Genomic DNA, 24,735 nt, shown 5'->3' with positions numbered 1-24,735 from the left:
GGTGACTTCCCGGCCCGGCTCTCGGGCGTCCAGCACCGCCGACCCCCTGCGTGTCCGGCCCCTCGCGTCCCTACGTGCCCAGCCCCACGCATCCCGACTAGTCCAGCCCCTCCGCCGCCCGCTTCTCCCGCAGTTCCATGATCGCCCGACGGCGTGCCAGCCGGTGGGTGCGCCGGATCTGGGCCTCCTGGTAGCGCCGCTCGTCGCGCTCGGTCTCCGGGAGGACGGGCGGCACGCGCCGCGGCTTGCCGTCGGCGTCGACCGCGGCGAAGACGAGATAGGCCGAACCGACCTGCTGGGGCGGCGTCGACTCGTTCCAGCGCTCGGCCAGCACGCGGACGCCGACCTCCATGGACGTCCGCCCCGTCCAGTTCACCTGGGCCTTCACATGGACGAGGTCACCGACGCGGACCGGCTCCAGGAAGACCATCTCGTCCATGGAGGCGGTGACGGCGGGCCCGCCGGAGTGCCGCCCGGCCACCGCGCCCGCCGCGTCGTCCACGAGCTTCATGATCACTCCGCCGTGCACCGTGCCCAGAAGGTTGGTGTCGTTGTGGGTCATGATGTGGCTGAGGGTGGTCCGGGACGCGAAGGTCGGCTTGCCCGGTATTTCGGATTCCGGGTTGGGCGCCAGGTCTGTCATGCCGTCCACCCTATGCGGGGGCGTGCGAGGGTTGCTTTGCATCAGCTCTGCAACAGGCGTGACCCAGATCTCCCCGGTCTCTTGTGAGGCGCACCGTGCGGACCTGCACACTGGTCCGCATGAACGATTGGCCCGACGGGTGGTCCGACAGCAACCGCAGCGACCGTTACGGACGCGGCAGCGCAGGCGCTCAGCCTGAGGGCGCCCGTGTCATGCGGCAGGTTCAGCGTGGCCCGGGAGCGCCCGGTCCGCGCCCGTCCGCCCCGCCGTACGGCGGGGTGCCGCAGCAGCCGACGTACGACGACGGCCAGGGGTACGACAACGGGTACGACTCCGGTTACAACACCGGGCAGGTCTACGGTGCGCCGGGCGGCCCCGGTGGTCCGCAGGGTCCCGGCGGCCAGGGCGGCCGTGGCCCGCGCCCGGCGCCGAACTGGCGCCGGCGGATCAAGTGGATAGCCATCACGCTGGTCACGCTGCTGGTCGTGGTCTCCGTGGGCACCTACTTCTGGGCCGACTCCAAACTCCACCGTGACGTGGATCTCTCGAAGGTCATCGACCGGCCCGACGGGGGCAAGGGTACGAACTACCTGATCGTCGGCTCCGACAGCCGCGCCGGCATGTCGGCCGAGGAGAAGAAGAAGCTGCACACCGGGTCCGCCGAGGGCAAGCGCACGGACTCGATGATGATCCTGCACGTCGGGGACAACGGCGACACCCTGGTCTCCCTCCCCCGCGACTCGAACGTGACGATCCCGACGTACAAGGGATCCGCGTCCGGCAAGACCTTCCCCGGCACGGGCCGCCAGGTGAAGCTCAACGCGGCGTACGCGGAGGACGGGCCGACGCTGCTGGTCCGCACCATCGAGTACAACACCGGCCTGCACATCGACCACTACGTGGAGATCGGGTTCGCCGGGTTCGCGAACATCGTCGACTCGGTCGGCGGTGTGGAGATGACCCTCGACCAGGGCTTCAAGGACAAGTACTCCGGCGCCGACTTCAAGGCGGGCAAGCAGACCCTCAACGGTGAGCAGGCCCTCGCCTTCGTCCGTACCCGCCACGCCTTCGCGGCCTCGGACCTCCAGCGCACCAAGAACCAGCAGAAGTTCCTGTCCGCCCTGGCCCACCAGGTCGCGACCCCCGGGACCATCCTGAACCCCTTCAAGTTCTACCCGACCATGGGCTCCGGCCTCGACAGCCTCACCGTCGACAAGGACATGAGCCTGTGGGACCTCGGCAGCATGTTCTGGGCGATGAAGGGCGTCACCGGCGGCAGCGGCAAGTCCATGAACATGCCGATCTCCGGTTCCACGGGCGGCAACCTGGTCTGGGACAAGGCGAAGGTCAAGACGCTGGTGGACGAGCTGAAGAACGACCAGACGGTGACGGTGTCGAGCAACTGACCCGCACCACGACGAAGGGCCCCGCCGGACGATACGGCGGGGCCCTTCGCGTGTCCCGTGGACGCGCGCGTCGCCTACGTACACACCACCTGATCCCCCGTCACCACCCGGGTCTCCCCCTGGTAGGGATCCTGCACCCGGACCCGTGTGACCTCCTTGAAGTCCGCCCCGGCGATCACCTTCAGCAGCGGCCCCCGCCCTTTGACCTCGCGCAGCTCACTGCCCGGGAGCGCGGCGGCGAGGGACTTCGCGGAGCGGTCCCAGCGCGGGTCGTAGACGATGACGCTGTGCCGGGCGCCGCGGTCCTGGGCGTTGACGGGGCGGCCCGTCGTGCGGAACCCGGTGGCGGCCAGGGCGCTGTCCATGCGTTTGCCGAGGCCGTCCGTGGGCGTCCCGTTCTCCACCTGGACCTGGATCTGCTGCGGGGCCACCTCGACGCGCACGGTCTTGGCGTGCGCGGCCTTGTGCGGGGGAGCGAGCGGCTTGTCGTCGCGCAGTGACTGGAAGAGCGCGGCGGCCTTGGTGTCGTCCCACTTCAGAGTGGAGCCGATGCCCTTGACGGCGTAGGCCATCTGCCCGATCGGCACGGTCGTGAACTCGGAGGAAGAAGGGGAGAAGTTCCGCATCGCCCGGCCGAGGTCCAGCAGCTCGTCCGTGCCGAACTCCTGGTCCGCGCGGACCGAACCGAGCACGGCCCGGGTGACATCACGGAACTTCATCGGGTTCAACAGCACCCCCGACGACGTGGCCCGCTCGATCAGCGCCGCCAGGAACCGCTGCTGGCGCTGCATCCGGCCGATGTCGGAGGCGCCGTCGACATGCCGGGACCGTACGTACTGGAGTGCCTGCCCGCCGCTCAGCGTGTGCGTCCCGGCGGTCAGGTCGAGTCCGGTGTACGAGTCCTTGAGGGGCTGTGCGGTGCAGATGCTCACGCCGCCGAGTACGTCCACCGTCCGCATGAAGCTGGTGAAATCGACCTCCAAGTAGTGGTCGATCTTCACATGGGTCATGTTCTCGACGGTGCGCACGGTCAGCTGCGGGCCCCCCTCCGCGTACGCCGCGTTGAGCTTGATCGGGTGGGGGCCGTGCTCGGCGCCGGTGGTCTGGTCGGTGTGCGCGGGCACCTCGGCGTACGAGTCGCGCGGCAGGCTCACGACGCTGGCCCGCTCCCGGTCGGCGGCGATGTGCACGATCATCATCGTGTCGGTGCAGTGGCAGGGGGCACCGCCCAGACGGTACTTCCGCCGCTCCTCCTCCGTGATCTTGTCGCGGCCGTCGGTGCCGACCAGCAGCACGTTCATGCCGTGGCCCCCTGCGGGGCGGTTCTTCATGTCCTTGAAGGGGTCGACCCGGGCGATGTTCTCGCCCAGGCTGGTGACCACCGCGTGCCCGATGCCCGCCGAGGCGAGGACCACCACCGAGATCGTGGTGACCACCCGCATGGCCCAGCGCGGCTTCTTCCTCCGTACGGGGGGCCGTACGGTGGACCGCTCCGGAGGCCGCCGGGAGCGGGGCGGCTGCGGGCGGCTCTGGGGGCGGGGCTGCGGGCGTGCGGGGGAGCGGGGCGGCGTGGGCAAGGGGGACACCTCCGCGGGGGTGAACGTGGGGATCCGTGAGCACCGTAGGCCCATACGATCTGCTGCCCGGCCCGTGGACAGGGCGGCGCGCGCCCGTGTCCCCCGTTCGCGGTAACGTGACGTCCGATGAGCGAGAAGTCTGACGTGCGGCCCCCCGCCGTTTCTGTGATCATGCCCGTCCTCAACGAGGAGCGGCATCTGCGCGGGGCCGTCCAAGCGATCCTGGCGCAGGACTACGACGGCGAGATGGAGGTGGTGATCGCCATCGGTCCGTCCTCGGACCGTACGGACGAGATCGCCGCCCAGCTCGTACGCGAAGACCCACGCGTCCACACCGTCCCGAACCCCACCGGGCGCACGCCGGCCGCGCTGAACGCGGCGATCAAGGCGTCCCGGCATCCCGTCGTCGTTCGCGTCGACGGGCACGGCATGCTCTCCCCGAACTACATCGCGACCGCCGTGCGCCTCCTGGAGGAGACCGGCGCGCAGAATGTCGGCGGCATCATGCACGCCGAGGGCGAGAACGACTGGGAGCACGCGGTCGCCGCCGCGATGACCTCGAAGATCGGGGTCGGGAACGCCGCCTTCCACACGGGGGGCGAGGCAGGTCCCGCCGAGACTGTGTACCTCGGCGTCTTCCGGCGCGAGGCCCTGGAGCGCCAGGGCGGCTACAACGAGGAGTTCGTCCGTGCCCAGGACTGGGAGCTGAACTTCCGGATCCGGGAGGCGGGCGGCCTCATCTGGTTCTCGCCCGAGCTGCGGGTGTCCTACCGGCCCCGGCCCTCGGTCAAGGCGCTCGCCAAGCAGTACAAGGACTACGGGCGCTGGCGCCATGTCGTCGCCCGCTACCACGAGGGCTCCATCAACCTGCGCTACCTCGCTCCGCCGACCGCGGTGTGCGCGGTCGCGGCGGGCGTCGTGGTGGGCGTGGCGCTGACGCCCTGGGGCTTCGTGATCCCCGGTGGCTATCTCGCGGCGATAGCTGCGGGCTCGCTGCCCGCGGGCAAGCTGCTGCCCCTGAAGGCCCGCCTGCAGATCCCCGTCGCCCTCGCGACCATGCACATGTCGTGGGGCTTCGGCTTCCTCACCAGCCCGAAAGCGCTGGCGAAGAAGGTCATCGCCTCCCGCCGCCCGGCGGTACTCGGCTCCACGGAGCCCGCCAACTGAGCACCATCCATGAGCAGTGGGGCCCCTCTCGACCTCGAGAGGGGCCCCACTGCTTTCTGCCGACCGGTCTACGGCCAGGTGCGGTCTCCTACGACCAGGTGTAATCCTTGCTGACGTGCATACAGGCGTCGGTCTTGGCGCCGTTGAGCACGTCCGCGGACTCCGGCGTCGTGTTGTCCTGTGCCTTCGCCTTGTACGCCGTGCCCTCGCGCCAGTCGGCGCCGACCACGAGCGTGACGCCCGAGACGTCCGTCGACTTCTTCACCGCGCTCAGCGGGACCCCGAGCGCCTTGGCGACCGCCTGGGCGTCGCCCTGCAGGTCGGCGCTCGGGTAGCGGATCACCGTCGTCTCCTCGGCGGTGGCCGTCGAGGTGTCCGCCTCGGTCTTGGTGAAGCCCTTGCCGACGAGCAGCTGGGACACCGTGCGCGCGCGTCCGCCGACCGGGCCCAGCGCGGCCGTGCGGGTGCCGTTCTGCACGGTCACACCGATCTGGTCGTCCGCGGCGGCCGGGTCCGTGGAGGCCTTCACCGCGGTCGCCGTCTTCTTCTTGTCCTTGCCGTCGAGCGCGATGTCCTCACGGACGAGACGGAACAGCTGCTCGGCCTCTACCGGCTTGGGCTCCACGCGGTTGCGGTCCGACACGGCCCACTGCCAGGGCATCGTGGTCATCGTGATGCGCTTCGGCTCGACCTTCTTGAGCTCGTTGCCGAGGTCGTAGAGCTTCAGCGGGCTGCCCAGGCCCTTGTCGACGGTCAGCGCATTGGTGGCGGTCTCCGCGAGGCTGCGCAGCTTGCCGGGGTTGCTGATCGTGGCGTTCTCGCGCAGCTGGCGGACCATCGAGTTCATGTACTGGTGCTGGGCCTTGGTCCGGCCGATGTCCGTGTTGTCCTCGAAGCCGTACCGCGTCCGCAGCCACGCCAGGGCCTGTGTGCCCTTGACGGGGGTGGTGCCCTTCTTCAGCTTGAGCCCGGAGCCGTGGCCCTGGCTGTCCTTGGAGTAGATGTTGGCGTCCACACAGACCGGGACGCCGCCGATCGCGTCCGCCATCGACACCACACCCGAGAAGTCGATCTTTATGAAGTGATCGATGTGGATCTTGGTGAGCTTCTCCCAGGTGGCCACCGTGCAGCCCGGGCCGCCGCGCCCGAGCGAGGTGTTGGTCATCACCAGCCCGACGGTCGCCGGGTAGACCTTCTTGGTGTCCGGGTCCGTGCACTTGGGCATCTTCAGCAGCGTGTCGCGCGGCATGCTGATCACCGACATGTTGCTGCGGTCGGCGGAGAGGTGCAGCAGCATCTGGACGTCCGCGAGCGGGGTACCGCCGAAGGTCTCCTTGGCGCCGCCGAGGGACTGGTTCTCCTTGGTGTCCCGGGCGTCCGAGCCGATCAGAAGGATGTTCAGGGGGGTCTGCCCGGCCGCGTTCGCCTTGCTCCTGGCCGCCCGGTCCTTCTCGTCGCCGAGGTTCAGGTCGTCCTTCTTGATGTTGGCGCTCAGGTGCTGGTAGTAGAGGTAACCGGCGCCCGCCGTGCCAAGTATCAGAAGCGCAAGGACCGACGCCGACCAGCGCAGTATGCGGCGTCTGCGCCGTGGGTGCCCGCCGTCGCCGCCCCCGCGCCGACGCCCGCCGCCACCGCCGTGCCGGCCCTGCCCGCGCGGTTCGGCCGAGGCGTCGGCGCCGTCCTTGTCGACCGGACGCCCGCCCTGCCCGGCCGCTCGGCCGTCGGCGTGGGCCGAATCGCCGCCTTTGCCGGTGGAGCCACTGCCTTTGCCGGTGGCATCTTCGCCGGTGGCATCGCCACCTGTGCCGCCGGAAGCTCCGCCTCCGTCGGTCGGATTGCCGTTCTCGTCGTACAGGCTGTCGTCCCAGCCCAGATCGTCGGCCTGCCGGACACGTGGTCGAGCCCCCTCCCCACGCACACCGCTTCGCGCCATCTCCCTGCCCCTCCCCACCCTGCGCCTGACAAACGGGTCCGTCCCGCGTCCGATCGGACGCGTACGTCTGGCCGGACACCCCTTGCGTTCCGGCCCGGACGCCCCCGCGCCCTGTTAGACGTCTGACAGACCCGTTAGGTCATCAACTGGCGCACACTGTCTTGTCCGCCGTGGACTTGTCGACCTCGGGCGCCTTGGTCGGAGTGGTCAACGACACCCCTGCGCCCTTGAAGTCCTTGCCCAGGGTCAGCACGATCGCGGGCAGACCCTGTGAGTTCTTCTCGCTCGTGCCAGGCTTCAACGCCGAAGCGGACAGCCCCATGAGGTCCGCCAGTTTGCGCGCCTGATCGGCCTGGTCGGGAGAGTACTCCAGGGTCGTCTTGCTCAGTGTTGCGTCGGCGTTACCGAGCTGGCTGGACTTGAGCACGCCCTCAGTATTCTGCAGCCAGTTAAGAGTCTCCTGTGCGCTGCCGGCGGGGGCGCCGCCGTTGTAGATGTCGACGCGGATGTCGCCGGCGGCGGAGCGGGTGCCCTTGAGGCGGGCGGCGACCTCGGCCTTCTCCTTCTTCTCCTTCTGCTTCACGGCGGTGAAGGAGACGTCGTTCTTGATCGCGTCGAAGACCGCAGGAGCCTGCGACTGGTTGACGATGACGGTCGCCTTGACCTTCTCGGCGGGGTTGTCGAGCACCGGCACCGTGGTGAAGGTGATGTTCTTCGTGGGCACCTTCTTCAGCTCCAGGGCCACGTCCTTGAGGGTGCTGACCTTTCCTATGCCGGTGTCCACGGTGAGCGCCTTGGTGGCGGCCTCGGCCAGGCTGATCAGTTTGGCCGGGTTGGTGAGGGTGTCGCTGGAGGCCATCTTGCGCATCAGCGAGCCCAGGAACTGCTGCTGCACCTTGATGCGGTCGAGGTCGCCCTGGTTGCCGAAGCTGTGCCGGGTCCGTACGAACGCGAGAGCCTGCTCGCCCTCGACCTTGGACTTGCCCGCGGGCAGCTTGAGGTGCGACTCCTTGTCGTTGACGGCGTGCGCCACGCACACCTCGACGCCGTCGACCGCGCTGGTCAGCGTCTTGACCGCGTTGAAGTCGGCCATCATGAAGTGGTCCACCGGGATCCCGGTGACCGCCTTGACCGTGCGCATGGTGCAGCCCGGGTCCCGGCCGTCCTGGCCGAGGCTCGTGTTGAAGCGGACGTTCTGCGTGCCCGGGATGTCCTTCTCGGTGCCGTCCGACTGCTTGGTCGGGCAGTCCGGCACATCGACGATCAGGTCACGCGGGATGCTCAACGCGGTCGCGTTCGTACGGTCCTTGGAGACGTGCAGCAGGATGTTGGTGTCGGCGTGCCCGACGCTGCCCTTGTCGCCGTAGCCCTCGTTGCCCGCACCGGTGCGCTTGTCGGTGCCGATGATCAGGATGTTGAAGGCCTCGTCCTTGCTGAAGCCCTTCTTGCCTGCGCTGCCGACGTCCGTCGTACTGACGTTGCCCTCAAGGTGCTTGAGGTAGAGATACCCCGCGGCGGAGACGGCGACCAGCACGAAGGCCATCGAGCCGCCGGTCCACAGCAGTATCTTCTTCGCCTTCGACTTCTTCGGCTTCGTGCGTCCCTTGCGACGGCCCGGCGGTGGCTCGGCCGGCGCGCCACGGCGCCGCCGCGGCCCGGGCACATCGGGTCCTGGCGTCGGCGGACTCTCCCGTTCCGGCGCCCGGCGCGCGCGTGTCCCCGCTCCCGCGTTCGAGGGGCTGCCCCGACGCGGTCTCGGGACTCCCGACTGCGGAGCGGAAGGGGTCAGTCGCAGCTCGTATTCACCGGTGTTCGGGTTGAGTACCCACTGGTCTGCGGGGTCGATGTTGTCCGCCCGCCCACGGCCTTGCGCGTCCACGGTTGTCTGAATCCTCCGTCGGGGCCACGCGGCGCCCTTCCCCCTCAAAGAGCGCTCGGGTCTCGGTCAGCAGTGCGCGACCCCCAGGACAGACCTCGTGGCCGGGTGCACCGGATCGCTCACACTATCCGCCCGGTTCAGGGTCAAGCGACGGTGGTGACAAATTCCACCTTCCTACAACTGGGCAATCCGCCCTATTTCTCAGAGACTTCTCAGCTCCACAGTCCCGCCTTGGCGCACGCTTTACCCGCAGGCGTCCTCGGCCGCCGTGTTACCGCGAAAAGTCGGCGCGGATGTGGGAGCGTCGGGCCGCTTTCCCCTCGACTTCCCGTTGCCGTGCGACTCCTCTTCGTAGTCGAATGCCGAGTCGTACGTACCTTCGCGACCACCCTCGTACGAGTTCTTGCGTTTCGCAGGGGAATCCGTCGGATGGTCCGTCGGAAGACTCGTCGGAAGGCTCCTCGGAGGGCCGCTTGGCGGGTCCGTCGGAAGGCCGCTCGGCGGGTCCGTCGGAAGGTCCTTGGCGACCGCCACCGGACCGTCCGCGCGCAGCAGGGCGAAGAGTTTGTCGGCCGCGGGTTTCACGAGCTGGTCGCGATTGGCGTTGTAGACGTACGACGTTCGGGGCACCGTCAGGAATTGGACACGTTCCGTAGGGATATTGCGCATGCCGCGGACCAGGTCGTACAGCCCGCGCAGGCTCGCCAGATCCGGGTCCGTGGTGAGCGAGGAAGTGGCCGCGTCGAGCATGGGATAGAGCCGTGCCGGATTGAGCAGGACGTCGTTGCTCTGCACCTTGTTGACGAGCGCGCCGAGGAACCGCTGCTGGCGCTCCATCCGGTCGGTGTCGCTGCCGTCGCCGATGCTCTTGCGGGCGCGGACGTAGCCGAGGGCCTGTTCGCCGTCGAGCACGACCTTGCCGGCCGGCAGCTTCAGCTTGGCCGCCTTGTCGTCGATGGGTTCCTTCAGGCACACCTCCACGCCGTCCACGGCGTCGACCATGTCCTTGAACCCGTGGAAGTCGACGACCACGTGATGGTTGACACGGATGTTCGTGAGCTTCTCGAGGGTCCGGATCGTGCACGCCGAACCGCCCACCTCGAAGGCGGAGTTGAACATCGCGAACATGGGCCGGCTACGGGTGCCGTCCGGACGCCGGCAGCTCGGCACGTCCACCATCAGGTCGCGGGGCAGGGAGACGGCGGTGGCGCTGCGCCGGTTCGCGGACAGGTGCAGCAGGATCGTGGTGTCGGAGCGCTCGGTCCCGGAGTCCCGGCCGTACTTCTTGTTCCCGTCCCCCGACCGCGAGTCCGACCCGATCAGCAGGATGTTCTGCGCGTCGCGCACCAGCGTGGTGGGCCGCTCCTTCTCGTAGCGGGCGAGCTCGGCGGCGGCTTCCTCGTCGGCCGTGATGTTCCGGCTCAGCTTCTCGTACGCGACCAGGCCGACGCCGACGGCACCGAGGACCACGACGGCGACACCGAGCGCCGAGTACTGCACCCAGCGTCGCCGTCGCCGTCGTGCGAGCCCGGCACCGGTGGGCGAAGCCCCCGCTCCCGGCCCTGTCCTGTCGGTCACGTCGGAGTCCACCCCTCATGGCGTGCGAGCGTGCGGTGCTCCTACGACCATGGCTCGGAGGCCCGGCGACGGCGGCAGATAAGGGGCCGAACGGGTGACGGGATCCGTCAGGGGCGCGGGGCCGCGGCAGGTACGGATCCGCGGCGGGACGGCGGGCGCGACCGGCCCCCGAGGGGCCCGCCCCGACAGGCGGCCGGCCCCCACGGGCCGGCCCGGACGCCGACCGGTCCCACGGGCCGGCCGGACGGTGACCGGTGCTACCGAACCGTCGAAGTCACCCGCTCACTCTCGATCCGCTTGGCCACCGCGTCCTCGCCCAGTCGCTCCAGATGACGACAGAGCACCACGGACCCCCCGGAGGCGAGCGGCGCGTACAACCCCGCGCTCAGCCCCTCCCAGGTGTCGTACGGCAGCGCGGACAGGATCCGCGAACCGGGCCCCGTCAGATCCAGCGAGGCCGCCTCGGCCCGGGCCCGCTCGACGACCTCGGCCCCCGTGTGCTCGGCCCCGGCGACGATCAGCGCGGCCTCCTCCGGGTCCACCGGCACGTACGGCTGGAAGCGGTCGCCCTGGCTCGGCACCTCGACGGCGTAGTCGGCGTACCCGGCGGGCGGTGCCGGGAAGCGGCGCCCCAGCGGCGCGAGCGAGAGGGCGACGCGCTCACCGGAGCAGGCGAGCCCGGCCTCGAGTGCGTCGGGCCCCGCGACGACGAGGTCGGCGGCACCGGGGTCGCCCCCGACATCCGCGACGACCCCCACCGAGGAACACGCGAGCAGCCAGACCGCCGTCTGCCAGTGCGCGGGCAGCAGCAGCGCCACCCGGTCGCCGGGCTCGGCGGACAACTCGCCCTGGAGGAGGTTGGCGGTCTTGGCCACCCAATTGGCGAAGGTCGCGACGGACAATTCGACACGTTCGCCCGTGGCGTCGTCGTAGAAGGTCACCAGGGGGCGCGCTGGGTCCGCGGCGAGCGCGGATCGCAGCAGGTCGGCAGGGGTGCGGTCGGTGGCGTTCACGCGCGCAAGCGTACGCGGGGGCGCCCGGCGGGACGCGGCATCCGCGCCACCGGTTCGGCCGAGCGCGACCCGACGGTCCGTCAAATCCGCAATGGACAGATATGTATGGCTATGTTCACGATCGGGGGCATGCATGGAATCCTTGCTTCCTCGGTCGGCGTCACCTGCGCGGCCGCACTCACCCTTCCGCTGGCCCTGTCCGCACCGGCCCAGGCCCGACCCCAGGCGGCGAGGACCGAGTCCGCCGCGCCGGGCAGCACCCAGTCCCTGCCCCTGGTCCCGCTCTCCGGCGACCGCTCGCTCGGACCCGACGCGCCCGAACAGGGCCTCGGCAGACGGAGCGTACGGACGTTCTCGCTGGTCGGGGTCGTCTGGGACGACCCCGACACCGAACTGCGCGGTCGCGTCCAGGTCCGTACCCGCGCCACCGGAGCCAGCCGCTGGTCCGGCTGGCAGGACATCGAGACCCACAACCACGAGCACGCGGCCGACCCGGACACCGCCGAGGGCGGCTCGGGCCGGGTGCGCGGTTCCACGGCGCCCCTGTGGGTGGGCGACTCCGACGGGGTCGAGGTCCGCGTGCAGGCGCAGGTGGACGAAAGAGCCACGGCAGCCGGGGAATCGCCGCTCCCCAGAGGCATGCACGTCGAACTCGTCGACCCCGGCGCGGAACCCGCGTCCCGTGGCGCGCTGACGGGCGAGGGGAGCGCGGGCGCGGAGAGCGCCGAGACGTACGCCACCTTCGCCACCAACGCCGGGCTCGCCCCGTTCGGCGCGACGGGGATCCCGGCACTGTCCAGGGCCGAGACCGAGCGCGAGGCCCCGGCCCTCCGCGACGGCGTCCCGCTCGTGAAGCCGTACATCGGTGAACGCCCGCGCATCGTCACCCGGCGCGGCTGGGGCGCGGACGAGAGCCTGCGCGAGCGCGGTTTCGTGTACACCAAAAAGGTGAAGGCCGCCTTCGTGCACCACACGGCCTCGGGCAACAACTACCGCTGCTCGCAGGCCCCTTCGGTCATCCGCAGTATCTACCGCTACCACGTAGTGAGCAGCGGCTGGCGCGACATCGGCTACAACTTCCTCGTCGACAAGTGCGGAAACATCTACGAAGGCCGCGCCGGGGGTGTGGCGAAGCCCGTCATGGGCGCCCATACCCGCGGTTTCAACAACGACAGCATGGGGATCGCGGTCCTCGGCAGCTTCGGCAACACCAAGCCGGCCGCCGCCGCGGTGACTGCCATCGCGCGGCTCACGGCATGGAAGCTCGGTCTCTCCGGAGCCGATCCGCGCGGCAAGACATACCTGAAGTCCGGCGGTGGCAATCTCTACCGAAAAGGTAAGAACGTACGACTGAACGTGATCTCCGGCCATCGGGACGGGTTCGCCACGGAGTGCCCGGGGAGGCTCCTGTACGGCAAACTCGGCTCGGCCAGAACGGCCGCGGCCCGCTACCAGGGCCGCTGAGGTCTGCGCGGAGCCATCGAGGACACCCCACTGCCGTCGAAGGCCTCTTACTACGGACTGCATACACTGGCCGGCCGAACCATCCTTCGGCCGGTCCCGGCAGGAAGCAGAGACGACAGGTGACAGAAGCGATCCTCCTGGTCGGGGGCAAAGGCACCCGACTGCGCCCGCTCACGGTGAACACCCCCAAGCCGATGGTTCCGGCGGCCGGTGTCCCGTTCCTCACGCACCAGCTGGCGCGGGCGAGAGCGGCGGGCGTCGAGCACATCGTCCTGGCGACCTCCTACCTGGCCGAGGTCTTCGAGCCGTACTTCGGTGACGGTTCCGGGCTGGGCCTCCACATCGAGTACGTCACCGAGGAGGAGCCCCTCGGCACGGGCGGCGCGATCCGCAACGTGGCCGCGCGCCTGCACTCCGGCCCCGACGAGCCGGTCCTGATCTTCAACGGTGACATCCTGACGGGCCTGGACATCAGGGCCCTGGTGGCGACCCACGAGACGACCGGCGCGGACGTCTCCCTCCACCTCACCCGTGTCGAGGACCCGCGGGCGTTCGGCCTGGTCCCCACGGACGCGACAGGCCGCGTGACGGCCTTCCTGGAGAAGCCCCAGACCCCCGAGGAGATCGTCACCGACCAGATCAACGCCGGGGCGTACGTCTTCCGCCGCTCGGTCATCGACACGATCCCCGCCGGCCGCCCGGTCTCGGTGGAACGCGAGACCTTCCCCGACCTCCTGGCCACCGGAGCCCACCTCCAGGGCATGGTCGACTCCACCTACTGGCTCGACCTGGGCACCCCGCAGGCCTTCGTACGCGGCTCCGCGGACCTCGTCCTGGGCCGCACCCCCTCCCCGGCGGTCCCGGGCCGCTGCGGGGACCGTCTCGTGCTGCCCACGGCCAGGGTCGCCCCCGACGCCAAGCTGACCGGCGGCACGGTCGTCGGCGACGGCGCGCGCATCGGTGAAGGCGCCCGCATCACGGGCAGCACGATCCTGTCCGGCGCGGTCGTCGAACCCGGCGCCGTCATCACCGACTCCCTCATCGGCGCCCGCGCCCACATCGGCGAACGCACCATCCTCTCCGGGGCGGTCATCGGCGACGGCGCGGTGGTCGGCCCCGACAACGAACTCCGCGAGGGCGTAAGAGTCTGGTGTGAGGCCAAGATCCCAGCGGGGGCGCTCCGCTTCTCGTCGGACCAGTAGACCGGCCAGACCGGTTCCGGGGTGGGCGGGGTGCTTGTGTCCGGGGGTGTTCGGCTGCGGGTGGGTGGGGGCTGGCCGCGCAGTTCCTCGCGCCCCTAGGAGCCTCGGCTCGACCGGCGTTCAAGGACCCGGCCGAAGGCCGAACCCTGCCCACCCCGGCCCACGCCCCTCAGCCCGTCCGGCGTTCGAGGACGAGCCCGGGGGCCGATGCCCCACCCACCCCCTGGTCCCCCCCACCCACCCCGGCTCGTATCACTCAGCCCGTCCGGCGTTCGAGGACGAGGCCGTTCAGGCCGTGCGGGGGTCCAGGGGGCGCAGCGTCCCTGGCGGGGTTGAAGGGGCGGAGCCCCTGGGGATGGGTCGGGTAGGGGCGGCGGGGGCGAGAGACTCCCGGCCCGCACCCGGGGCGACTACAGCCGCCCGATATCCCCCCGCGGCATCCGCGGAACCCGCCGCGCAGGCGCCCGCCCCGACAACAGAATCAACCGAGCCGCCCGATGCCGCTGCCCGGCATACGGCTCCAACAGCGAAAGCATCACGGAGTCGTCCGCATCCCGATCCCCCGCCAGCGCGTAACCCACGATCCCTGGCAGATGAAGATCCCCCACGGTCACCGAATCCGCCGCACCATGACTCCGCTGCACGGTCTCCGCCGAGGTCCAGGGCCCAATCCCGGACACCAACTCCAACCGAGCCTGCGCAGCCCCCGGCTCCATCCCCACCGCCTCCTCAAGCCGCCCCGCCACCCGAACGGCCCGCAGAATCGTCGACGCCCGCTTGTTGTCGACCCCGGCCCGATGCCACTCCCAGGAGGGAATCAGCGCCCACGTCCGCGGCTCCGGCATGACGGACATCCGCTCCGGCGCGGGCCCCGGCGCAGGCTCCCCGAACTTCTGTACGAGCAATCGCCATGCCCGATACGCCTCGTCCGTCGTGACCTTCTGCTCCAGAACGGACGGAATGAGCGACTCCAGCACCAGCCCGGTACGCGTCAGCCGCAACCCCGGCCGCCGATGCCGCGTGACGGCGACCAGCCGATGACGAGGCTCGAAGGCATCGGGATCGTCGGCCGCGCCGAGCATCTCGGGGAGCTGTTCGAGCAGCCATTCGCTCCCCGGCCCCCACGCCTCGCCCCGCACCACCCCACCCCGCGCCGAGACCCGCAGCGTCCCGGCCCCGGCGGGCGTCCGGCTGGTCCGCCACACGGCCCCGTCCGGCGTCGCACGGAAGGTCGGATCGACGGGTCCACGACGCAGCGGCCCGAGCACGAGTCCGAGATCGACCGGCCAGGGCGGCGTCCAGGTGCGCGTACGCCCAGGTGCGACGGCCTGCCGAGGCACTCCGCCGGAGGCATCCGCGGGCACGGCGACATGCCCGCCGCGCACAGTCGTACGCGTCGGCCGAGGAGCGAAACGTCCAGCCACGAAAAGGGTCCTAGGGAACTCGGGGTGCCCTACGAGAGTAGGCGTTCACCCTCTCCGAACACCCGACTCTCGACACACACCACTTTCACCACACCTGGCGCACCACACCTGGCGCACCACACCTGGCGCACCACTCACGGCGCACCGCACCTGGTCTCACCGCACCTCGACAAACGCCCCGGCATCCCGCTCGGGCCGAGCCCGAGGCTCCTCCGCCGCATGTCCGACCGCCACGGCCCCCATCGGATCCCACCCCTCCGGCAGCTCCAGCACGTCCCGTACGACATCCCGGCAGAACATCGTCGACGACACCCACGCGGACCCGAGCCGCTCCCCGGCGAGCGCGACGAGGAAGTTCTGCACCCCCGCGCCGACGGCGACCACGAACATCTCCCGCTCGGCCCCGTCCCGCCGCGGATCGCCGTACGTGTGCGACCCGTCCATGACGAGACACGGCACCACGAGGTACGGAGCGTTGCGCAGCACATCACCGCGCCGCACCCGCTTGGCGATCGACTCCTCGCTCTTCCCGTCCCGCCGCAGATCCGCGATCCACGCGTCCCGCATGGCGTCGAGCAGCCGCGTACGCGACTCCTCGGACTCCAGGAGCACGAACCGCCAGGGAGTGGTGTGATGCGGCGCGGGAGCGGTGACCGCCGCGGCCACGGCCCGCCGCACGGCGCCCGGATCCACCGGCTCGTCGGTGAAGGCCCGTACGGTACGCCGCTGGGTCACGGCCTCCCGTACAGCCTCCGACGTGCCGAGCCGGAACATGTCGTCGCGCGCGCCTCGCACCATCGCCCGTGTCCCCTCCCCGTTGTCCTCGGCCACCACGTGGGGCAGTCCGCGCACGAGGGCGACGGGCAGCCCGGAGGCCTTGCCCTTGACCAGGTCACCGGCGGCGGCGAGCTCGTCGGCGGTGGCGACGACGGTGGCGCTCAGCGGATTGCCGTGCGCGTCGGTGCCGCCACGCAGATCGTCCAGCACCCGTACGCCCGCGGCGCCGATGGCGACATCGGTGAGCCCGGTGCGCCAGGGCCGCCCGAACGTGTCGGTGATCACGACGCCGACGTCGACCCCGAGGGTGTCGCGCAGCTCGTCCCGGATGGCCCGCGCGGACGCGTCGGGGTCCTCGGGCAGCAACAGGACGGTGCCGGCCGGGGTGTTGGAGGCGTCGACCCCGGCGGCGGCCATCACGAGCCCCTGCCGGTTCTCGACGATCCGCAGGGCCCCGCGGCGCGCCACGACCCGTACGGTCTCGGCGTCGATGGCGGACTCCCGGTCGGTGGCCTCGACCAGGCGTCCCTCGGCCTTGGACACGATCTTCGAGGTGACGAGGAGAACGTCCCCGTCGACCAGCCCGGGCTCGGCGACGGCGATCAACTTGCCGAGGTCGTCGCCCTGTCGAACCTCGGGGAGCCCGGGCAGCGCCCAGACCCGGTAGCCGGGAGAGGTGACGAAGGCGTCCACCTCCTGGTCGCCCGCGCGCCCTTGTCCGGGACCGTGTTCGGAAACATCTTCCGGAGAAGCCGGAGAAGCCGGAGAGAGCCGTTCGCTCATGACTCCCGCACCTCCTCCGCCAGCGTCAGCGCCTCGCGCGCCATCTGCGCCGCGGTGTCCAGGTCGGACATCATCAGCGGCACGGCCCGGCACCGGATCCCGGCCGCCTCGACCCGCTCCACGGCGGACGCGTCCACCGTGTCGACGAGCCAGCCGTCGAGGAGCCCCGAGCCGTAGTGCTCGGCGACCGCCGTGGCCGTGGACTCGACGCCGACGGCCGCCAGCACCTTGTCGGCCATGCCCCGCACGGGCGCGTCGCCGACGATGGGGGAGAGGCCCACGACGGGCACGCCCGCGTCGGCGATGGCCTCCCGGATGCCGGGCACGGCGAGGATCGTGCCGATGGACACGACCGGGTTGGACGGCGGGAAGAGGATGACGTCCGCCTCCGCGATGGCTTCCAGGACACCCGGTGCGGGCTTGGCCTGTTCGGCGCCGACCGGCACCACGGCCTCGGCCGGCACGGATGCCCGCAGCCGCACCCAGTACTCCTGGAAGTGGATCACCTTGCGCTGCCCGTCGATCTCGACGGCGACATGGGTCTCCACACGGTCGTCGGACATGGGAATCAGCCGGACGCCCGGTTTCCAGCGGTCACACAGGGCTTCCGTGACCGCGCTGAGCGGATAGCCCGCGCTCAGCATCTGCGTCCGCACGATGTGCGTCGCGAAGTCGCGGTCGCCGAGCCCGAACCACTCGGGTCCGACTCCGTAGGCCGCGAGCTCCTCCTTGAGGTGGAAGGTCTCGTCGGTCCGGCCCCAGCCCTGTTCCTCGTTGATGCCGCCGCCGAGCGTGTACATCACCGTGTCGAGGTCCGGGCAGACCTTCAGGCCGAAGAGATGGATGTCGTCGCCGGTGTTGCCGATGACCGTGATGTCCGCGTCCGGCACGGCCCGCTGGAGACCACGCAGGAACCGGGCACCACCGATACCGCCTGCCAGAACCACAATGCGCATGGGGTTCAGTCTGGCAGGCGGGTACGACAACGCGTGAGGCGGTTACGAGACCGCGGGCGCCCTCAGGCCGTGACGACGGCCGGGGCGCACTGGGCCGAATGCATCGGCATCTCGGTAAGACCCGGGTAGTAAACGTGCAGGCTCACGGCCGGTTCCAGGGAGTCGTTCACGACCTCGTGGATGTACCCCGGCGCGAACACCCGCTGGGATCCTGCCCCCAACGCGCGGGTGTCGCGCTCCGTGCGCTCGGTCAACGCGCCCTCCAGGACGGTGAGTACGCCGGAGGAGCGCCCGTGGTCGTGGAGTCCGCTGCCCTGTCCGGGCACCCAGGACAGCAGCCACACCTCGTAGCCGGGTCCGGTGCGCAGCCGGTGGTACCAGCGGGAGGTCGCGTCGTACTGGACGAGGTGCTCCCACTGGGAGCGGTCGGCGGCGATGGAGCGGGCCAGGCCGACGAACTCGGACACGGTGGCGGGGTGCTCGCGCGGCGGCTGGAGCAGGTGCGGTACTTCGAGGATGTCGCCGGCGATCTGGAGGTCGCTGTCGCTGTTCATGGGTGCGGTGGTTCCTCGGCGGAGAGCTGGGGTGTCGCGGGGCCGTTTCCGTCCGGGTCACGGACGGGGAGGGTGCCCTGGTACGGGCGATCGCCCCGGAAGCGGGGCGGGGATTCGCCTCAGTGGCGGCGAGGCAGCCGGAGCGCGGTACGGCTCAACAGCTGGGACAGCAACAACAGCTACAGCGAGCGCGGGCAGCACCGTGGGACCCGGCGGTGCGGGTCGAGGTGAGTGCCAAGTTCGCGAGCATGCCCATAAGGACATCGGTTCACACGTCGACTGTCAACTTGATGTCCGCTATGTGGGAAATGTTTCACCTCATCCGGTTCACCTGTGTGGCGAAAGGTTTGCTCTGGAGCCGACCCGGACACATGGCGCACAACCGGGCGCACAAACCTCGATGCGATCCCGTGATCCAAATGTGATCCGGTTCGCTTCGGAGTCCGCGTCGGAACGAGATCGAACTTCTGGTCGTCCTTCCCGGTAGCGGGTCGGAAGTCCGGACGGGCCCTTTGGGGCTGTCAGGGTTTATGCCGATTTGAACACTTTCCGCATAGCCTTGGTTCCGCAGAGTGAATAAGGGGCCCAATAGCAGATCTCGGCTTGACTGGCCCGGATCGGCACACTTGTAATTTCACTCGTGTCGTTCAGCCGAAATCGGTAACGGCAGCATCACGGGGACGCGAAAGACAGACGAGGGGCGCACATGACCGAGCTGGTGCAGCAACTGCTGGTCGACGACGCGGACGAGGAACTCGGCTGGCAGGAGCGCGCGCTGTGCGCCCAGACCGACCCCGAGTCCTTCTTCCCCGAGAAGGGCGGCTCCACCCGCGAGGCCAAGAAGGTCTGTCTCGCCTGTGAGGTTCGCTCCGAGTGCCTGGAATACGCGCTCGCCAACGACGAGCGGTTCGGCATCTGGGGCGGTCTGTCCGAGCGCGAGCGCCGAAGGCTGAAGAAGGCCGCCGTCTGACCGCACGGCGCGCACCCCTCGTACCGATACCGGCAGGTAAGAACGGCCCGTCGCAGGTGGGTTATCCACAGGCGGCGGGCCGCTGTGTTGCCCAGCCGTTAGTGTGGGCCCTCGTCCGAGACGTCCCGCTGTCCCCGCCGGACACAGACGTCCACCGCAGTCCATCGAACCGGGGCCCGTACCTCGATGTCCGTGCACAGCCAGTCGGCAGTCCCACACGACGCCGCCACACCTGAGTTTCCGCGCCACGTGGTGACCGCGGTCCTCGTCTCCCACGACGGCGCCCGCTGGCTGCCCGAAGCGCTCGCCGGGCTGCTCGGCCAGGAGCGCCCGGTGCAGAACGCCGTGGCGGCCGACACCGGCAGCGCGGACGACTCCGCCCAGCTGCTGACCGACGCACTCGGCGCCGACCGGGTGCTGCACCTCGCCCGGCGCACCGGCTTCGGCCAGGCCGTCGAGGAGGCCATCCGCGGCGCCGGCGTGCTCACCCCGGACGACCTGCCCTATCTGAAGCGCCCCAGCGGCTGGGACCCGGTCACCCGGACCTGGCGCGACGACGCCTACGACATGCCGGAGCTCCCGCACGGCGAGCCCGAGCAGTGGCTCTGGCTGCTGCACGACGACAGCGCCCCCGAGCCCGACGCCCTGGCCCAGATGCTCCGGGTCGTGGAGAGCGAGCAGGAGCTCGGCGGGGAAGTCGCCGTGGTCGGCCCCAAGCTGCGCGGCTGGTACGACCGGCGAGCGCTCCTGGAGATCGGCGTCACCATCGCCAACTCCGGCCGCCGCTGGACGGGCCTGGACCGCCGCGAGCAGGACCAGGGCCAGCACGACCACGTCCACCCCGTGCTCGCCGTGTCCACCGCCGGCATGCTGATCCGGCGCGACGTCTACGAGGAACTCGGCGGCTTCGACCGCCGACTGCCCCTGATGCGTGACGACGTCGACCTGTGCTGGCGCGCTCAGGCCGCCGGACACCGCGTCCTCGTCGCCCCCGAAGCGGTCGTCCGGCACGCCGAGGCCGCCTCCCGCGAGCGCCGCACCGTCGACTGCGTGGGCCGCACCGCCGCCTCCCCGCACAAGGTCGACAAGGCGGGCGCCGTCTACACACTCCTCGTCAACGCCCGTACGGCACAGTTGCCCTGGATCCTGATCCGGCTCGTCCTCGGCACCCTGCTGCGCACCGTCGCCTACCTCGTGGGCAAGGTCCCCGGACAGGCCGTCGACGAGATCCGCGGCCTGCTGGGAACCCTGCTGCGCCCCGAGCGGATCCTCGCGGGCCGCCGCAGACGCGGTCGCCCCCAGGTCGACAAGGGCGAGCTGCGCGCCCTGTTCCCGCCGCCCGGCGCCACCGTGCGGGCCGCGGTCGAGCAGGTCGCGGGCAACTTCATGGGCAGCGACGACCCCGACGCCACCACCGGCGCCGGACGGCACGGCGGCGCCGTCGAGTCCGGACCCGGCGGTGACGACGCCGACTTCCTGCAGATCGAGCAGTTCGCCCGGCTCAAGCGCATCGCCCGCAACCCCGGCCCGATGCTCTTCCTGGTGCTGCTGTTCGTCTCCCTCCTGGCCTGCCGCGGCCTGCTCGGCAGCGGGTCGCTCGCGGGCGGCGCGCTGCTGCCCGCGCCCGCCGACGCCTCCGAGCTGTGGTCGCGCTACGCCGACGGCTGGCACCCGGTGGGCGCCGGCGGCACGGAGACCGCACCGCCGTACCTCGCGCTCGTCGCCCTGCTGTCCTCCCTGCTCCTCGGCTCCACCGGGCTCGCGGTCACCGTGCTCCTGGTGGCCTCCGTCCCGCTGGCCGGCTTCGCCGCGTACTTCGCCTCGCGCCCCCTCGTCGAGTCGCGCCTGCTGCGCGCCTGGGCGTCCGTGGCGTACGCCTTCCTGCCCGCCGCCGCCGGCGCCCTCGCCGGCGGCCGCATCGGCACTGCCGTTCTCGCGATCCTGCTGCCGCTCATCGCGCGCGCGGGGATCGCCGCCAGCGGGCTGGCCCACTCCTCCGGCGCGCGCGGCAGCTGGCGCGCCACCTGGGCGTACGCCCTCCTGCTGACGTTCACCACGGCGTTCACGCCGATCGTGTGGCCCATCGCGCTGGTTCTCGGAATCGCCCTCCTCGTAGTGCGCCGAAGGGAAATCACCGCCTACGGGTTGCGTTTCCTGGCCCAGCTCGGCACCCCGCTGCTGGTCCTCGCCCCCTGGTCGCTGACGTTGCTCCCGTTCGGCTTCTTCAAGGAAGCCGGGATGCCCTACGGGGCGAGCGCGGCCTCCGCGCTCGACCTGCTCGGTGCCAGCCCCGGCGGTCCCGGCACGGTCAGCGGACTGATGCTCATCGGCATCGTGCTGGCGGCACTGGCCGCCCTGATGCGCAGCGAGCGGCAGCGCGCGGTGTGGGCCGCCTGGGTCGTCGCCCTGGTGGCGCTCGTCTTCGCCGTGCTGTCCAACAAGTCGGCCTGGGCGGGACCCGCCACCCTCGTCTACGGCCTCGCACTGCTCGCCGCCGCCACGCTCGGCGCCGACGGGGCACGCGCGCGGGTGGCCGAGCAGAGCTTCGGCTGGCGCCAGCCGGTCGCCGCGCTCATCGCGTTCGCCTCGGCCGCCGGCCCGCTGCTGGTGGCCGCCGGATGGGTCCTCGGCGGCGCCGACGGCCCCGTGGAGCGCCGCGACCCGGTGCAGGTGCCCGCGTTCGTCGCCGAGGAGAGCGGCACCCGCGACCAGGCCCGCACCCTCGTCCTCGACAGCGACTCCGGCGCCCGCGTCGGCTACACCCTCGTCCGCGGCTCCGGCGCCCGCATGGGCGACGGCGAACTCGCGGCCGAAGGCGGGGAGAACAAGAAGCTCGACAAGGTCGTCGCCAACCTCGTCGCGGGCTCCGGCGCCGACCAGGCCGACCAGCTCGGCGGCTTCGCCGTGCGCTACGTCCTGGTCCGCAAGGGCGCACCCCGCGAGATGAGCCGCGTCCTGGACGCCACCCCGGGCCTGACCCGGCTCAGCCAGCAGGACGGCAGCGCCCTGTGGCGCCTGGACAGCCAGGTCTCGCGCGCCTCGATCGTCCCCAAGTCGGGCGAGGCCCTGTCCATCGCCGCCGGGCCGGTCGAACTGCACACCACCATCCCCTCCGGGGGAGAGGGCCGCGTGCTGCGCCTCGCCGACACGGCCGACGCGGGCTGGACGGCGACCCTGGACGGAAAGCCGCTCACCCGCACCACCGTCGACGGCTGGGCGCAGGGCTTCGAACTGCCCGCGAGCGGCGGCAGGCTGGACGTCACCTTCGACGCCCCGATGAGCCACACCGGCTGGCTGTGGGCCCAGGGCGCGCTCGCCGTCGTCCTGGTGGTCCTCGCCCTGCCCGGGCGGCGCCGTGACGTCGACGACGACCTCCCCGACGAGCCGGTCGTCCCCGCCCAGGACGTGACGGGCGAGGGCCGCCGCGCCCGCCGCCTGCGCGCCCAGGCCGAGGCCGAGGCCGAGGCGGAGCAGTCCGACCAGGCCGTCCAGGAACAGGGCACCCTTCCTCCTCCGGAGAAGGAGGCCGAGCGGACGCCCGTATCGGTCCCGCAGCAGCAGGCGTACGACGAGTGGGACGCGTCGACCTACGCGGGCGCCGAGTACGGCACCTACGGCGGCGAGCAGTACCAGGGCCAGCAGCAGTACCCGGCGGGCACCTACGAGCAGCAGCCGTACCAGGCGGACCCCTACCAGGCAGGCCAGTACGACCCGTACGCCTACGGGGGCACGGCACCGTACGACCCGATGCAGACGTACCAGGGCTACGACGGGACCGGCCAGGGCTACGACGCCGCCTACGACCCGAACACGCCCCCGCAGCCGCCGCACGGCACCGACAGTGAGCGCCCCGACGGGAGCCAGCAGTGAACCGCACCACCCTGTCCCTGATCGCGGGCGCGACCGCGCTCGCCGCCGTCACCGGATTCGCCTCGCTCAACGCGCCGGCCGCCTCCGGCGACAACACCGCCAAGGCAGCCACCCAGCAGCCCGTGGAGCGCACCAGCCTGCTCTGCCCGCAGCCCAGCACCTCCGAGATCGCGGAGACGGCCTACACGTCGTACACGCCCGTCACCCAGGGCGCCGCCGACAGTGGCAAGGCCGAACTGCAGGCCGCGGCCCTGGAGTCGACGGACTCCGCGAGCGGCAAGAAGACCGGCAAGAAGACCGTGAAGCCCGCCCTGAAGCCGGCGGAGCCCGGCAAGCCGGCCACCGGTGACGGCTCCGGAGCCGAGCCGCCCGCCCTCGTCGGCACCGCCGAGGGCAAGTTCGCGCCCGGCTGGACCGTCCAGGAGACCACCGCGGTCGCCGCGGGCACCGGCCGTGGTCTGCTCGGCACCAACTGCACCGCCCCGGACACCGAGTTCTGGTTCCCGGGTGTCAGCACCGCCACCGGCCGCACCGACTACGTGCACTTGACCAACCCCGACGACTCGGCGGCCGTCGTCGACGTCGAGCTGTACGGCAAGGACGGCACCCTCAAGACCACGGTGGGCGAGGGCATCACGGTCCAGCCGCACGCCAGCGAGCCGATCCTGCTGAGCACGCTCGCGAGCGGGCGGCAGACCGATCTCACCGTCCACGTGACCGTCCGCAGCGGCCGCGTCGGCGCCGCCGTCCAGGCCCTGGACGACAAGATCGGCGGGGACTGGCTGGCCGCCTCCACCGACCCGGCGGGCAGCCTCGTCATGCCGGGCATCCCCAAGGACGCCACGGCCGTGCGGCTGGTCGCCTTCGCGCCCGGCGACCAGGACGCCGACCTGAAGGTCCGCCTCGCCTCGCCCTCGGGTCTGATCACACCGGCCGGGAACGAGACGCTGCACGTGAAGGCCGGCATGACCGCGGCGGCCGACCTCGGCGACGTCACGCGCGGCGAGGCGGGCTCCCTGGTGCTCACCTCCACCGGAACCTCGGCGCCGGTCGTCGCGGCCCTGCAAGTGGTGCGCGGCAAGGGCAGCAAGCAGGAAATGGCGTTCATCCCGGCCACCAGCCCGGTCGGCGCGCGCGCGACGGTCGCCGACAACAGCTCCAAGGGCACCACGCTCGCCCTGTCCGCCCCCGGCCAGAGCGCCCAGGTCAAGGTCACCGCGTCCGCCGGCAGCGAGGGCGGTACGGCGGAGACGAAGACGTACACGATCAAGGGCGGTACGACCCAGGACGTCGACGCACCGGTCCCGGCCGGTCTCAAGGGGACGTACGCCTTGACGGTCGAGCCCGTCTCCGGAGGCCCCGTCTACGCCTCCCGGACCCTCGCCTCCGCGCAGGAGGGCGTCCCCGGGTTCACGATCCAGACCCTCCCGGACGACCGCGGGACGGTGGCGGTACCGGAGGCGGACCAGGATTTGTCGGTGCTGCTGAAGAAGTGATCCCGTACGGGTGATCCACCGGGTCCTCAAGGGGGACCCGGTG

At 71.0% G+C, this 24,735-nt stretch carries 17 protein-coding genes; 7 read left to right on the top strand and 10 right to left on the bottom strand.

What is annotated here, in order from left to right; genetic code table 11:
• Positions 1-97: 97 nt before the first annotated feature.
• Complete coding sequence (locus ACIRA5_RS08435) at positions 98-643, bottom strand: acyl-CoA thioesterase (protein ID WP_099941714.1); 546 nt, start codon at positions 641-643, stop codon at positions 98-100.
• Between the two features lie 119 nt (positions 644-762).
• Between ACIRA5_RS08435 and ACIRA5_RS08430 the strand changes: the two genes are divergently transcribed.
• Complete coding sequence (locus tag ACIRA5_RS08430) at positions 763-2,049, top strand: LCP family protein (protein ID WP_403688719.1); 1,287 nt, start codon at positions 763-765, stop codon at positions 2,047-2,049.
• 74 nt (positions 2,050-2,123) lie between these two features.
• On the opposite strand, the gene ACIRA5_RS08425 is transcribed toward ACIRA5_RS08430, so the two are convergent.
• Positions 2,124-3,680: an LCP family protein gene (locus tag ACIRA5_RS08425; protein WP_403688717.1), complete on the bottom strand. Its 1,557-nt coding sequence runs from the start codon at positions 3,678-3,680 to the stop codon at positions 2,124-2,126.
• A gap of 72 nt (positions 3,681-3,752) precedes the next feature.
• On the opposite strand from ACIRA5_RS08425, the gene ACIRA5_RS08420 reads away from it, so the two are divergent.
• Positions 3,753-4,793 (top strand): glycosyltransferase family 2 protein, encoded by a 1,041-nt coding sequence (locus tag ACIRA5_RS08420; RefSeq protein WP_403688715.1) that lies wholly within the window; start codon positions 3,753-3,755, stop codon positions 4,791-4,793.
• An 88-nt stretch (positions 4,794-4,881) separates the two neighbouring features.
• On the opposite strand, the gene ACIRA5_RS08415 is transcribed toward ACIRA5_RS08420, so the two are convergent.
• The 4 genes from ACIRA5_RS08415 to ACIRA5_RS08400 all read right to left on the bottom strand — a co-directional run bounded on the left by ACIRA5_RS08415 (position 4,882) and on the right by ACIRA5_RS08400 (position 11,196).
• Complete coding sequence (locus ACIRA5_RS08415; RefSeq protein WP_403688713.1) at positions 4,882-6,726, bottom strand: LCP family protein; 1,845 nt, start codon at positions 6,724-6,726, stop codon at positions 4,882-4,884.
• Positions 6,727-6,868: 142 nt separating this feature from the next.
• A complete protein-coding gene (locus tag ACIRA5_RS08410) occupies positions 6,869-8,605 on the bottom strand; it encodes an LCP family protein (protein ID WP_403688710.1) in 1,737 nt (578 codons plus the stop codon).
• A 243-nt stretch (positions 8,606-8,848) separates the two neighbouring features.
• Positions 8,849-10,183 (bottom strand): LCP family protein, encoded by a 1,335-nt coding sequence (locus tag ACIRA5_RS08405; protein WP_403688707.1) that lies wholly within the window; start codon positions 10,181-10,183, stop codon positions 8,849-8,851.
• 257 nt (positions 10,184-10,440) lie between these two features.
• Positions 10,441-11,196 (bottom strand): TIGR03089 family protein, encoded by a 756-nt coding sequence (locus ACIRA5_RS08400; protein WP_403688705.1) that lies wholly within the window; start codon positions 11,194-11,196, stop codon positions 10,441-10,443.
• A 129-nt stretch (positions 11,197-11,325) separates the two neighbouring features.
• Between ACIRA5_RS08400 and ACIRA5_RS08395 the strand changes: the two genes are divergently transcribed.
• Together ACIRA5_RS08395 and ACIRA5_RS08390 are read left to right on the top strand one after the other, a co-directional pair.
• A complete protein-coding gene (locus ACIRA5_RS08395; RefSeq protein WP_403688703.1) occupies positions 11,326-12,660 on the top strand; it encodes a peptidoglycan recognition protein in 1,335 nt (444 codons plus the stop codon).
• Positions 12,661-12,779: 119 nt separating this feature from the next.
• Positions 12,780-13,862, top strand: a complete 1,083-nt coding sequence (locus ACIRA5_RS08390; protein ID WP_403688701.1) for a sugar phosphate nucleotidyltransferase — start codon at positions 12,780-12,782, stop codon at positions 13,860-13,862.
• Positions 13,863-14,272: 410 nt separating this feature from the next.
• Here ACIRA5_RS08390 and ACIRA5_RS08385 read toward each other — a convergent pair whose 3' ends face one another.
• From ACIRA5_RS08385 to ACIRA5_RS08370, 4 genes are all read right to left on the bottom strand, one after another.
• Entirely contained in the window at positions 14,273-15,286 is a 1,014-nt protein-coding gene (locus tag ACIRA5_RS08385; protein WP_403688699.1) for a DNA-3-methyladenine glycosylase family protein, read from the bottom strand.
• Positions 15,287-15,442: 156 nt separating this feature from the next.
• The gene (locus tag ACIRA5_RS08380) at positions 15,443-16,846 is read right to left on the bottom strand and encodes a coenzyme F420-0:L-glutamate ligase (protein ID WP_403688696.1); all 1,404 of its coding nucleotides are present in this window, start codon (positions 16,844-16,846) and stop codon (positions 15,443-15,445) included.
• A complete protein-coding gene (gene cofD, locus ACIRA5_RS08375) occupies positions 16,843-17,802 on the bottom strand; it encodes a 2-phospho-L-lactate transferase (RefSeq protein WP_099922328.1) in 960 nt (319 codons plus the stop codon). Before cofD ends, ACIRA5_RS08380 begins: the two co-directional genes overlap by 4 nt.
• A gap of 62 nt (positions 17,803-17,864) precedes the next feature.
• Complete coding sequence (locus ACIRA5_RS08370; RefSeq protein WP_054229209.1) at positions 17,865-18,356, bottom strand: cysteine dioxygenase family protein; 492 nt, start codon at positions 18,354-18,356, stop codon at positions 17,865-17,867.
• Between the two features lie 706 nt (positions 18,357-19,062).
• Here ACIRA5_RS08370 and ACIRA5_RS08365 point away from each other — a divergent pair.
• The 3 genes from ACIRA5_RS08365 to ACIRA5_RS08355 all read left to right on the top strand — a co-directional run bounded on the left by ACIRA5_RS08365 (position 19,063) and on the right by ACIRA5_RS08355 (position 24,692).
• Entirely contained in the window at positions 19,063-19,326 is a 264-nt protein-coding gene (locus tag ACIRA5_RS08365; protein ID WP_003975777.1) for a WhiB family transcriptional regulator, read from the top strand.
• 186 nt (positions 19,327-19,512) lie between these two features.
• Entirely contained in the window at positions 19,513-23,196 is a 3,684-nt protein-coding gene (locus tag ACIRA5_RS08360; RefSeq protein ID WP_403688694.1) for a glycosyltransferase, read from the top strand.
• The gene (locus ACIRA5_RS08355) at positions 23,193-24,692 is read left to right on the top strand and encodes a DUF5719 family protein (RefSeq protein WP_403688692.1); all 1,500 of its coding nucleotides are present in this window, start codon (positions 23,193-23,195) and stop codon (positions 24,690-24,692) included. Before ACIRA5_RS08360 ends, ACIRA5_RS08355 begins: the two co-directional genes overlap by 4 nt.
• The last annotated feature ends 43 nt before the right edge of the window (positions 24,693-24,735 follow it).

The organism is Streptomyces sp. NPDC096311 (assembly GCF_044763085.1).
GTDB lineage: Bacteria > Actinomycetota > Actinomycetes > Streptomycetales > Streptomycetaceae > Streptomyces.
Note: the sequence above shows the minus strand (reverse complement) of the source record. Positions and strands in the feature narration are given on the sequence as shown.